General features: G+C 55.3%; 10 protein-coding genes. All 10 read right to left on the minus strand.

Translation table 11 applies throughout. The annotated features are described in order from the left end of the window. Window positions 1–41: 41 nt before the first annotated feature. The 10 genes from ACM615_RS14625 to ACM615_RS14670 all read right to left on the minus strand — a co-directional run bounded on the left by ACM615_RS14625 (window position 42) and on the right by ACM615_RS14670 (window position 12,914). Window positions 42–1,157, minus strand: a complete 1,116-nt coding sequence (locus tag ACM615_RS14625) for a hypothetical protein (RefSeq protein WP_431012088.1) — start codon at window positions 1,155–1,157, stop codon at window positions 42–44. 56 nt (window positions 1,158–1,213) lie between these two features. Then, complete coding sequence (locus ACM615_RS14630) at window positions 1,214–2,344, minus strand: hypothetical protein (RefSeq protein WP_431012089.1); 1,131 nt, start codon at window positions 2,342–2,344, stop codon at window positions 1,214–1,216. Window positions 2,345–2,399: 55 nt separating this feature from the next. Next, window positions 2,400–4,958 (minus strand): fimbria/pilus outer membrane usher protein, encoded by a 2,559-nt coding sequence (locus ACM615_RS14635; protein WP_132964432.1) that lies wholly within the window; start codon window positions 4,956–4,958, stop codon window positions 2,400–2,402. A 91-nt stretch (window positions 4,959–5,049) separates the two neighbouring features. Then, the gene (locus ACM615_RS14640) at window positions 5,050–5,805 is read right to left on the minus strand and encodes a fimbrial biogenesis chaperone (RefSeq protein ID WP_159281630.1); all 756 of its coding nucleotides are present in this window, start codon (window positions 5,803–5,805) and stop codon (window positions 5,050–5,052) included. Beyond that, window positions 5,802–6,548, minus strand: coding sequence for a fimbrial biogenesis chaperone (locus tag ACM615_RS14645; RefSeq protein ID WP_113877679.1), 747 nt, complete (start codon window positions 6,546–6,548; stop codon window positions 5,802–5,804). Before ACM615_RS14645 ends, ACM615_RS14640 begins: the two co-directional genes overlap by 4 nt. A 10-nt stretch (window positions 6,549–6,558) precedes the next feature. Then, the gene (locus ACM615_RS14650) at window positions 6,559–7,125 is read right to left on the minus strand and encodes a fimbrial protein (protein ID WP_431012090.1); all 567 of its coding nucleotides are present in this window, start codon (window positions 7,123–7,125) and stop codon (window positions 6,559–6,561) included. Window positions 7,126–7,146: 21 nt separating this feature from the next. Then, a complete protein-coding gene (locus tag ACM615_RS14655) occupies window positions 7,147–7,689 on the minus strand; it encodes a fimbrial protein (RefSeq protein WP_238485442.1) in 543 nt (180 codons plus the stop codon). Continuing rightward, window positions 7,673–8,341 carry a fimbrial biogenesis chaperone gene (locus ACM615_RS14660; RefSeq protein WP_259274989.1) on the minus strand — a complete coding sequence of 223 codons (669 nt, stop codon included), beginning with the start codon at window positions 8,339–8,341 and terminating at the stop codon, window positions 7,673–7,675. The genes ACM615_RS14655 and ACM615_RS14660 overlap by 17 nt, the downstream gene beginning before the upstream one ends. Window positions 8,342–8,506: 165 nt before the next feature. Beyond that, complete coding sequence (locus ACM615_RS14665) at window positions 8,507–9,019, minus strand: fimbrial protein (RefSeq protein WP_113877683.1); 513 nt, start codon at window positions 9,017–9,019, stop codon at window positions 8,507–8,509. Window positions 9,020–9,302: 283 nt separating this feature from the next. Further along, window positions 9,303–12,914, minus strand: coding sequence for a response regulator (locus ACM615_RS14670; protein ID WP_431012091.1), 3,612 nt, complete (start codon window positions 12,912–12,914; stop codon window positions 9,303–9,305). Between the last annotated feature and the right edge of the window lie 3 nt (window positions 12,915–12,917).

Consider the following 12,917-nt stretch of genomic DNA (forward strand, 5'->3'; position numbering starts at 1 on the left):
TGATGCAGTCCGCCTTTTTTCGATCCATTGTGCCTTTGTGCTTACCAGTTCACATCAAGGGTGGCGGCTGCCGTGGCAGTGCCGGGCTCTGCGGTGGTTTTCGGGCACAATACCCATACCAGATTGTCAGACCACGACTGTGTGGAAGACACAGTGCGCAGCGCCGCTTTGCTGCTATCCATACGCATCGACGAGCCTCTGGTGGTACATCCGGCCTCTGCGCTGGCGTTTGCGCCAATAAAACCGCGGATATCCCCCGCAATACCGCCGCCTGCGGTCGAGATCATCGGCAGCGTGTAATCGTCGCCTGCCTGGGTTTTCGGCGTCACAGAATAGGTGATATCCGCACTGGTACCGGCGTCGTTAGTACAGTTCACATTAAGCGAAGACTGCACCGCAATCCCCTTGCCGTCCGTTCCCTGACCCGGCGTCACGTCACCGAATGGCACGACCGCCGCTGTGTTCATCGAACATTGCGTGCTGGCCACGACCAGATCACTGAAGCTCAGCAGAGACTGTCTGTTATTTCCACTGGTTTTATGCAGTTGCAGATAGGTTGTGGGCAACGGGCCTGCCGCGGCGCCTGGTGCAACATACACCCCGTACGAAACATTCATCGAAGTGCTAGACCCGTCAAGAATGTAGAAGTTGCCGCTGATCGGACGCTTTATCGCCGCACAATGCGACGCGGTGCCGGGCGTCTGCCAGTCAGTGATGATGGCCCCTTTACTGTCCCAGGTGGCGGAATAGGTGTCGGTGACCACGTTGGCGTTGCCGGTCGGCGTCGCCGTAATGGTCGTCGCGTTCAGACTGCCGGTCAGGACAATTAATACGCCCTTTTGGATCTCGTATCCCGACCAACCGTCTACCGTGGTGTAGGGCAGGCCCGCTATTGAGCAGGTTGCACCATTACTGTCATTTGGCGTGTTTTGCCAGGCCGATAGTTTCCAGCCCCATCCGTATGTCAGAGCCATAGAGCTAGCGTAAGGTCCATGAGCCGTACCGTTGATGGTCGGTGTCCAGGTACCGAGACGAGTATAACCCTGCGGGAGATTCACCGCGAATGCCGCCTGACAAGATAACAGTGCAATAGCGGCCATGCATTGGATCCCGCGTCGGCGGAAGGCTTTCGCCAAAAAACGTATAAAAACAGACATCTTATTTCCTATATCAGTAATTTTGTAGAGACTAAAATCTGGCCCGATAAGATTGATTACCAGCTCATGTCAAGAGTCACCGCCGCCGTGGCCGGACCGGGTTCTGCGGTCGTCCGTGGGCATAACACCCAGACCAGTGGATCAGACCAGTTTGTGCTGGTAGTGACCGTGTGCAGGCTGACTTTGGTGCCGTCCATCGGCAATGAGGAAGTGCGGTCTGCACAACCGGCTTCTGTGGTCGCGGATGCGCCTAGAAAACCGCGCACATCGCCATCAACGGTGCCGCTGGCCGACTTCATCGGAATGCTGAAATGGTCACCGGCCTGTGTTTTCGGCGTTACCGAATAGGACACCGGCAGCGCGGTGCCGGAAGGATTACTGCACGTCACATCCACCGAGGAGTTCACCGCGACCTTGCGGTCATCCGGCGTGACATCACCGAAAGCAATCGCAGGCGTTGAATTCACCGTACAGTCCATGGCGCTCCACGCCAGCGACAGGATACGCCGGTCAAAGGTCGCCGGCGTGACGTTCCAGCTGTAGCCACGCCCGGCCTGCGCATAGACAGTTTTCACCGCCATTTTGGCGGCTCCCGGCTGCACATAGACGCCGTAACCCATTGCCGACTGCGAACCGCCGCCGCTGTTCATTTCCACCGCGCCGAACGACTGGTTAAAGGTGGTCTTCACCCCCAGACAGTCGGAGCGCACACTGATGTCGCCGCTGCCATTGCCGGATTTGTCCCATGACGCGGAAGACACGGTGTTCAGATCCGGCGCGCCGTTAGGGATAAACGTGCCACCGGTGGCGACCGGGTTCATCGTCCCGGAATTGATGACAATCTGGCCGGATATGGAACCGAACGGGATCACCAGAATGCCGGGGGAAATCTCATAACCGCGATAACCGTCATAGGATTTCATCGGATACATCGACGCACATCCCGCGCTGGGCACCGGCACGGGGGAAACCACCACGGTGCCCGCGACACCTGATGCCATAAAAGGCACCACGTTTTGTGAGTAATACCAGCCGGGTTTATTGCCCGGAATGGTATCGCCCTCGGTCCACGTCAGCCGGGTGTTGACCACGTCACTGACCACCTGATAACCCGATTTCAGCTCGAGTGCAGCGCAGTTCATTCCCCACATCAGAGCCACAGACCCCAATAACATCCTTGCAGTCATGACTGCTCCTTAAATTGGTGTACATTAAGGCCGCGCAACGGTGCGCGGCCGTTTATCAGCGGCATTCGCCGTTCAGCTGAATAACCGGCATTTGTGCCGTCGGTTTCAGCCCCTTCAGGTCATAACTGACGCGGCACTGTTTATCGTTGCCTTTGCCCCACGACACCGCCAGCTGGCCTTTTTCCGGCAGGCCGGTCAGATACACCTGGCCGTTATCGCCGACGATGCCGGTGATTTCCTCACGACCTGCGTTTTCCAGCAGTGATGCGGTGGCACCAAACGGCACCACGCCTGCTCCGCCAGCCCGCGTCAGGGACATCAGCACCTGATAACCGATACGCGTGGCAAAGTCAGTTTTCACCACCGCGCCGTTGGTCGGGTACACCACTTTCTGGTTTTGCGGCAAATCGACGTTGTCCGGTAACGTGCTCGGATCGAGACCGACGTTGTTGCGGCTGTAATCCGACAGATACGGCACCACGGCGAACCCGCGCGAATCGGTTTTGCCACCGCCATTAGACAGGCTGACGCCTTCCGCACCCGGCGCGCTGACCAGCGCCACCGAACTGCCCAGCGGACGTGACAGCGTCACACCTTGCGCATGGGCCACCGCGCCGCCACTCATGTTGACGTTCATCGAGCGCATGTCGTTTGAGTAACCGTAACCCGCAGAAACGTTGCCCTTGCTGCCCTGATATCCTAGATTCAGGTTGCTGTTACTGGCCTGATCCTGATTGCCCCAGCCCTGCATCACGCTGTACGACAACGCGCCGTTCTGGTTGCTGCCGGAAATCCCCGCCTGATTCTGCGTGCGTCCGTGGTTGTCATGAGATATCTGGCTGGTGGCGTAGGTGTTTTGCAACGCAGACGAATAGCTGAAGATGCTGAACGGCACGCTCATGTTGAAGGAAACCTGACGGTTTTCCGGCCAGTCGCCGTTGCCTTTCATACGATCCACGGTGTAATACACGCCGTAGCTGACGCCGTGATAACTGCCGTTGTAACCGGATGACAGGCTGGTCAGCGTTTTGGTCGACCCCCAGTAATCATCACGGTTGGCGCGCAGGCTCACAGAGCCATAATCCCCAAGTTGCTGTGTTACCTGCGTCTGGAAACTGCTGCGCCGGCGGCTCATCGTCCACGGCGACACATCATCCTTCTGCGCATAACCCATGCTGTTGTATTCTGCGAAACTGTAATAATTTCGGGTGGAATAACGCAGCGCCGTCAGGTCAAACGACGTGCCGGTGGTGAGCATGCTTTTGGAGTAACGCACCCGCCATGAACCGCCCGCCTGACGATCTTCTTCTTCCAGCTTCGTGCTGGAGAAAGTGCCGTCCACAGACATTGCGCCCAGATCGCCCAGCGAAATACCTGAACCCATGCTCAGCGCACTGTAGTTTTGCGAGCCCAGCAGACCGCCGTACAGCGTCAGGTTTTTCGGTAAGCCATAAATCAGCGTCGCCAGCACGAATTCTGATTCGCGTGAACCCTGCGTCGTACCGCCGTCATAACGTCCGGCGGTCACTTCATATTTCATGGCGCCCGGTCGCAGCATCACCGGCAGGGAGGAATACGGCACCACGAAGCTGTGCACGCTGCCATCGGCTTCGGTCACTGCCACGTCCAGGTCACCGGAGGATCCCGCCTGATACAGATCCTTAATTTCAAACGGGCCCGGTGCGACGTAGGTTTCATATACCACGTAGCCGTTCTGACGCACGGTCACGCGGGCGTTACTGCTGGCTACGCCGGTGATCAGCGGCGCAAAACCGCGCAGACGCGAAGGCATCATCTGTTCGGACGAATTCAGCTGCACGCCGCGGAACGGCACGCCGTCCAGCACGTCACTGCCGGTATTGGATTCGCCCATGGTCACGCGAGAACGCCAGTCACGGATATCGCGCGATAAATAGGTATTGGAAAAATGCGTGCTGTCGTTATTACTGCTGCTACCACTGGCATCAGTGTGGCTGTGCGTCAGCGTACTGCGCAGCCGCCAGGCACCGGCGTTAGCGCCGGTCTGCACGTTGGCAAACAGGTTGTTATTCACGCGGGTATCGCTGTTGAGCGTCTGCTCATTGCGACCGGCACTGACGTTGTAGTTAAACAACATCGCCGGAATGCCGTCGTCCCACTGTGACGGATCCGTCTGGCTGTCACTGCCCGGCTGCATCGCCACCTGCGGGATACTGACGTCCAGCCGCAGGCGGGATAAATCGAATTTCACCGTAGATTGCGGAACCAGCGCTGTCAGATCATCCACCGGTTTGTCTTTCGCTAAGCCTTTAAATGCAGGCAGCTGATCCACATTCACGCCCAGCGCGCCAAGCAACTCCGGCGACAGTTCAGGCGCAATATTGCCGTGGGCGTTTTTGCCGAACACCAGTTCGCGGGAGACCGCTTCACGCTGGTTGACGAAGATAGTGACCGGATACTTCCCTTCCGCCACGCCGCCCGCCAGGGAAAACGCGGAGAGATCGACATCCGATGCGCCGCTTCCCAGCGAGAGCAATTCAGGATCGAAGTAATCCGCTGCCCACGCGTTCTGGCAGCTCATTAATACAAACAGCGCAAGCGTTTTGCGCGGGAAGGCGCGGGTGCTGGCTGCCATTCCGTTAGTCCTTAAACAGGATGTCAATTTCTTACTCAAGGTCGTTCCCTGCTATGTAATATATGATTAGCGGTTCCGGATTTCCCCGGTCTTACAATGGCTTACGCTGGACGGACGTCACCCGGCTGTCTTCGCCGATCACCTGCCACTCCACCTCGCCCCGCGTCCCTTCAGGGACGGGATAGCGCTGCTGCCCTTTCGGCGGTACCAGCTTGCGCAGATCGGCTGCCGGTAAGGTTTTTCCACCCACTTTCAGCTGGCTGAAGTTGAGGTAAAACGGCGTCGGGTTATCCACCACCAGCGCATCCCCTTGCAGGCTGAAACGCAGCTGCTCAGACGCCTTAGTGACGCCGCCTGGCGGTAAACCTTCCGGTCGGTAGAACAACTTCATGTTGTTGACCACCGCGACCACCAGCTGACCGCCGGTCTGGTTGTCTTTATCCGGCACCGACGGGATGCCTTTTACCGACAGGTAAAACACTGATTCCCTGTCCTGCGGCAGCGTCATGTCGGTAAGACGGATGCGCAGCTGGAGCTGTTCACCCGGATCAACACGTTTTAACGGCGGCGTCACCAGCAGCGGAATGGCCGTGGCGGGCGCTTTATCGTCTTGTTCTGTCGCCGGTAAACCGGTGGCCAAATCCAGCGGCCGCACCCATGACTGCATCAGATACGCACGGTGGGTGTTATTGGTCATTGACCAGGTGATGCCTTTGGTTTCCGATGCCGGATACACAAGGCGGAACTGATTGATCGACAGGCCGGAAGGCTGTTCCGACGCGGCAACACACGGCAATGCCAATGCCAGCGCGGCAATCAGCAGCGGCACTTTCAGCGAAAACGTCATGATTTCCCTCCGTTCTGCACAGCGGCTGAAAATAGCGGGCTGTTGCCGCCGTAATCATTAATCACCGTCCACTGCGCCTGCTTAACCTGACCACTCACCGGATAACTGGCCTGCGAGAATGGCGGGATCATCGGCACAACGTCTCGCACCGCCACGTCGTGGCCATCAAACGCCAGACGTGAAAACGTCAGGAAGTAAGGCGTCGGATTTCTTACCTCGATGCTGCCGTCCTGAAGATGAAACGTCAGACGCCCCTGCGCTTCCTCCGCCGTCATCGGCAGCCCTGCAGGGCGGTAAAACAGCTTGATGGTGTTCTGAATACCCACCGAAATCCGCGCCGCCAGCGAGGCGTCTTCCGCTTCTTTCGGTTCCGTCATCGCCGGTACGGCGATCGCGGTGAAATAAAACACCGACTCACGGTCAGCAGGCAGCGCCGCATCGTCCTTACGCAAAATGCGCAGGGTGTTTTTGCTATTTTCTTCCAGTCGGAACAGCGGCGGCGTGGTCAGAAAAGGCGCAACTTCACGGCCTTGCGGTGACCCGACGACCGCCGACTGCACCAGATAAGGCCGGGAACCGTGGTTTTGCACGGTCAGCGTCTGGGCGCTGTCGGTTGACTGAAAAATCACCCGCGTACGGCTGAGGCTGATCCCCCCATCAGCGGCAAAAGCGCCCTGAATCAGCGTCACAATGCCCATTAAAATGAGTGCGGCACGGCGTACTAAAAGAGAAATAAACTGCACAGAAAACCCCTTACTGATAGGCGAAATCAAAGGTGACACTGGCGTTCAGCGTGCCGCCTTTGGTGGCGGCATCGCTGCATTTGGTGCCACAGGACAGCGCTGCTTTCAGCGGAATGCTGACGTTGCCGCCGTCAAAATTGATGGCGTTCAGCGGCACCGGCAGCAACGTGGTGTTGTTCACCACATCACCCGTCGCGTTCACGATGCGTACGCCGTAATTCACCACCTGTGAGGACGCCGGTTGCAGGAACAGAAAATCGCCGGAACTTGTGTTGCCGGTTCCCGACACTTTCACCACAGGTTTTTGCACCGCACCGACAAAACCGGCGCATTGCGACAGGGTCACCGTCAGCGGTAACGGATTGGCCAGGCTGTCGCCGCTGCGGATACCGGAAGACTGCACCGCGCCGAAATCCAGCACCGGCGGCGCGGAAACCTGGCAGGTCGGCGCCTGGAATGTGGCCGTAAACTGCACCTCTGTTGCCGCCGCCGCGTGACCCGCCATCGCCAGCAGGCACAGGCAAAGCGAAGCCCTCAGGGCAACGTGGTGTCCTGATAAAGAAATGTGATTTTTCATGGTGTCTGTCTGTTGAAAGCGTTAAGGGAAAATAAAGGCGAAGGTGATTTTTGCGCTGACCGCACCCGCCGTCAGCAGCGGATCACCGGCGCTGCGCACCAGTCCCACCGAGAAAGGTTGCACAGATGTGCCGTCATCCTGAGTGATCGCCACCGAATCACCGGGCGCAACCGTACCGGCCGCGTTATAAAAATCACTGAGGTTATTCAGCGTGCCTTTTTTCAGCATAAAACCGACGTACTTCGCCGTTGAACTGGCCGAGCGAAACAGCTGCGTGTCGCTGAGCTGAGCGGATTCCCCGGACACAGTCAGCGACGGCGTTTTGCCCTGCATTCCTTCGCAGTTCACAGTGACCGCCAGTGGCAGAATGGCGGCGGTACCGGTCGCAAATTGCGTAACATCTTTTGTGTCGAATTTGAGCGTCGGCGTGTCGATCGCCACCTGACAATTGCCATCCATTACCGTGGCTTTAATGTCAGTGGTGGCAGCCAGTACCTGACCGGCAGAAACGCCGGATAAAATCAGCAAAAGTGCTGATGAAACCTGTTTAATTAACCGTGCCACGGAACGTCTCCACACCGCCAAAATCGTTAATCGCTGCCCACTCGGCTTTGCCCTGCCCGGCTGTCACCGGATAATTATTTGATGCGAAGGGCGCAATCATGCTGGTGCCTTTAATCACATCGAGCGGGATCTTTTTGCCGTCAATCGTCAGTTTGTTGAGCGAGATAAAATACGGCGTCGGATTCGACACCTTCACGCTCTGGCCTGCTCTGGAAAACTGCAATTTGCCCATCGCTTCTTTTTGCGTCATCGGCAGGTTATCCGGACGATGGAACAGCTTCAGGGTATTACCGGTCGCCACCTGCAAGGTGCCACCGACTTTATTGTCATTATTTTCCTGACCTGTTTTACCGGTCGGGATCGCCAGAATATTTAAATAAAAGACCGACTCCCGGTCACCAGGCAGAGAATTGGATTTTTTCAGGATCCGGATTTTATTAGCGGAATCAGGCTCGATGCGAAATAACGCCGGGGTTGGCATGAACACGCTGTTCGATGATTTCGCTGAGAGACTTTCTGAAATACCGACATTAATAAGATAAGGTTGATTATGAGATCGGTTATTAATGTCAATACTCTGACTGCTGTCAGATGCCGTAAAAATAATGCGGGAGGCACCCACCGCAATACTTGCGATTGCTGGCGGGGTCAATAATATCCCCAGGCTTAAAATAACGCCTAACTTGTGAATAAACTTCATAATGTTCTCTGCCAGTTAAATGAAAAAGAGAGGTTTCATAGAACCTCTCTTTTCCGGACGCTTATTGCCGTACTGCTCGCGCCTTACGACGGGTCCCGTACTTCAGGTTCTTTACGCTTAGTTGCTCACGTAAGAGATTTTGATCGGCGCGTGGTAAGCACCCGGCTCAACGTTAGTCTTATCCAGCACGGCCATACCGGTGTTGAAGGTATAAGTCAGTGCGCCAGTCGTATCAGCAACAACCGGGATGCTGGTGTTGTTGGTCACTTGAGTGGTGCCGTCTTCACGGGTCATCATGAAACCTGCGGACTGAGCAACGTCGCTCAGGAACACAGTTTCGTTACCGGTCGCAACGATACCGCTGACCTGTAAAGCACCCGCTTCGTCTTTGCTACAGTTTTTCAAAGACACCAGCAGTGGTTCTTCACCAATCTGTTTTTTCGCTGCGTCGAAAGCGATTTTAGAGAAAGAACCGACGTTCAGAGTAGAAGCACCGTTATTTGCAGTCACTTCACAAGTGGTGTCTACAATAGACCCTTGCAACTGGACATCAGCCTGAGTTGCAGCCTGAACCTGACCTGCCAAACCTAACATCAGAGCGACAGGCGCAAGGGCGATAATTTTTTTCATTACAAGATCCTTCATTAAATATGCGTCATTATGACAATGGGAATAATTCATTTCAGCCTGCCTTGGCTGAGGAGAAGATAATACTTTTCCTAAAGAGCATTAAATATCAGAGGGAGATTATTTTAATGAAGGTCTCGGCCTACACGCGTAGGCAACGAATAACGTCTGAAGTAAAATAGAGGTTTGCAGGGAATATGAAAGTCCGCTTAAATAAATATTTATCACACCGGCGGATAAAAATAAAGCCATTCCGGAGAATGGCTTAGCGGGGTAAAACACAATATTAATGCCGGGTGGATTTTGAATACGTTTCGATGGCAGCGCTGAATGCCATGATTTGCTGTTTAAGCTGCGCGGTACCTTCTTCTATTGCGGCTTCTATTTGTAAACCCTGTTGCCCGGTAGCCAGCACGTCTTCTAACTTTTCCGCCAGCAAATGCAACTTTGTCGCGCCCAGCAGCTGCATCGTCCCGTTGATCCGGTGCAGATGGTGTCGCAGTACATCCCGGTCCTGGCGTTCCAGCGCCTGCAAGGCCCCCGCGAGATCTTTGTCATTTTCGATGCGCGACTGTTCCAGCATCTGACACATCAGCTTTTTGTCGCCCAGGCTGTGCGCTTCAAGTGTCGGCATATCAACAAACTCTTCCAGCGGGCGGGTATCTGCGAACATATGCACACCGCTTAACGCCGCTTTTAACTGTTGCAGATCAATAGGTTTAAACAGGCAAAGATTCATGCCCGCCGCCAGACAACCTTCTTTCTCATCGGTCTGCGCATTAGCGGTTAAACCCCAGATAATGATCTGCTGATTGGTTTCCCGCACCTTTTGCGTGAGCGTAATGCCGTCCATGTTCGGCATATTCAGATCAGTGATCAGCAAATCGTAATCCTGCCTTTGGATCAGATTCAGCGCCTGCAAACCGTCTTCGGCTTCATCCACATGATAACCGAGCATATCCAGCTGACGGCGCAACAACAGACGATTCGTCGGGTTATCCTCGGAAATCACAATCCTTAATGCAGCAGGAAGCACTGCTTCCTGTTCAGCCAGCAACAAAACGCCTGGCGCATGGTCAGAAGTACGCGTCACCAGCGTGACCGTCATGGTCGTGCCCGCATCCGGCTGGCTGACAAGGCTGATTTGCCCGGACATTCTCTCGACCATTTCGCGGCAAATCACCAGCCCGAGCCCGGATCCAACGCTGCGTTTACCGACGGCGGTCTGGCTGAACGGCTTAAATAATTGCTGCTGTTCCTGCTCGCTTATCCCGGCGCCGGTATCGCGCACGCTCATTGACAGGTAAACCCGCTCCTCGCCCAGCGCCTGCGTATGTGCCATCACTTCAATCCCGCCCTGCGTGGTGAATTTGACGGCATTACTGACCAGATTAGACAGTACCTGTTTGAAAGCCTGCGGATCCAGCCATAGCGTTTTCCCTTCTTCCAGGCGACAATCGACCGTCAACCGGAGATGTTTCTGACGCGCCAGCCCTTCGAAATTCGCCACCGTCGCGTGGACGAGCCCCCCCAGATCTACCCATTCAGGTACCAGCGTAAAGTTGCCGGATTCGATTTTTTCCATGTCCAGCACATCACCGATAAGCCCTATCAGCGTCTGCGCCGTACTGTAGGCCAGTTCAATCGCCTCGCGGGCTTCTTCCGGGCTTTGCTTGCGGGTGGTCAGCAGCTCAAGAAATCCCATGATCGAACTGACAGGCGTGCGGATCTCATGACTCATATCCGCCAGGAACCGGCTTTTCGCCTGACTGGCGTCAATGGCTTTGTCTTTTTCGACCTGCAACGCTTTCATCAGTTGCCGGGATTCCGTGATGTCCTGCCAGCCGCAAATCAGCGTCGCTGGCATGTTTTCCGGCATCTGGCACGAGGTCAGCCAGTGCAGGATCAGCCGGTCTTCCTGACCGTTATTGAGCACCAGCTGATGAGTGATGACGGTGTCCGGCACCAGCCCTTGCTGAATGTCCTGCTGCACATCAGGGAAAATATCCGCCAGAGGGCTACGCCGGTCGTACAGCGAATGGCGCATATTTTCACGCAATTGTGGCGTGAAAAACTCGCCGAATGCGCTGTTATAACTTTCTAACTCACCTTCCGGCGTAATGACATACACCGGCACCGGAATGGCGTTGGATAAAGTCTGGCGCAAAATCAGTTGATAGCTCAGCGCGGCCTGCGACGCTTTGCCACGGCTGATGGCGCGCAGCAAATAGACTCCCCACAACAGGCTGCTGATCACCAGTAACGCCGCCAGTCCTGCCACCAGATAAAATGGCCGGTTATACAGATTCCAGGTGCCGATTTTCACATCCGGCGCTTTCACCCATTTCCCGGCCAGATTGAGGATCTCTTTCGGCGGAATATCATCCAGCGCCTTGTTCAGAATACTTTGTAATTCCAGCGCGTCTCGCGGGATAGCAAAGGCAATTTGTGCCGACGGCTCATCCGGAATGCGGGTATAGGTCATCATCTCAGGATAATAGTGATCGATGATAAACCGCGACGCGAGCTGGGTAGACACCACAGCGTCCACATCGCCGAGCATCAGTTTGCTCAGCGCCGTACTGGTATTTTCGGCAATCACCCAGGTCACGCCTGGATATTTCTTCTTCAGCTTTTCACTCAGCGGATGATACGCCGGTATTGCCACTTTCGACCCAGGCGACAGACTATCCTCCTGCCCGCTTGTGGCGCGGGTCACCAGTACAAACGGCGTGGCAATAAACGGATGGGTAAATAACATCTGCTCTTCGCGTTCGGTACTGTGAGTGGCCGTGGGCAGAATATCCCAGCCGCCTTTACGCATGATATTCACCATGTCGCTGTTGGAATTGGCGATCACCGGTTCGAAGGACAAGCCGGTCTGCAACTGGATCAGGTTGAGAATATCGCCAAGGAGGCCGCGGATTTCCTGATTGTCGTCAATCATGCTGAACGGGGCATAATACGGGTTAATCAGCACATGCAGCACCGGATGGCGGGAGACCCAACGTTCTTCCTGCGGCGTGAGTTTCATCGCCTTATTTAAAAAAGAAATATTGCCGTTATCCACCCAGGACTGCGCCACCTGTTTGTGCGTCTGCTCGCTCAGGGAACTGATGAAGGCATCGAGTATGCCTCGTAACTGCGGCTGGCTGGCGAGCACAATAAACGCGTTGCCGGTCTGAGGTTCACGCCAGAATTTCACCATGTCCAGCGCCTGATAAAAATCGCGCACCAGAATAAAACTGGAGGTGAGATTGTTACCGAAAAAGTAGTCGTTTTCTTTATTGGCAACCGACGCCAGCGCCAGATAGTTATCGTCATACGCGGTGATTTGAGCCTTCGGGAACGCAATTCTGATAAATTGTTCGGAAGGATATCCTCGCCGGATAGCTACCCGCACTTCGTCCTTATCATCGGACAGCGGGTTCATCACATCGGCCTGCCGGGTGACTAACGTCGGAAACGCACGAACCAGCGGGAGCGAGACAACGAACGGCGCGGTCAGGTCAACGTTGCCGGAGGGTGAAGTCAGAATGGTGTCGATATTGCCGTCTTTCAGCGCGGCCAGCGCCTGCGCTTCGTCGTTATAATGTTTAATGACGACACTGACCTGCAAAGAATTTTCCAGCAACCGCAGGTAATCCGCGTTCATTCCCCGGTAACGGCCGGTGGAGGAATTCAGGCTCAGCGGCGGGATTTCTGTGCCATAAACGCCAATGTTCAGCGTACGCTTGGCAGCAAGCCATAATAAATCGTAATGGTTTAACGGAAGTGCCGGGGTAAAAACGTCATAATCGCTGGACAGCGTCAGCGTTGCAGGTTCGTGCGTTGCGGCCTGAGCCGGATATATCACCGACAAAATGGCAAACCACAATGCTATTACCCTGATTATCATGCT

The organism is Rahnella sp. PAMC25617, from assembly GCF_050606005.1.
GTDB classification, from domain to species: Bacteria; Pseudomonadota; Gammaproteobacteria; order Enterobacterales; family Enterobacteriaceae; genus Rahnella; species Rahnella variigena.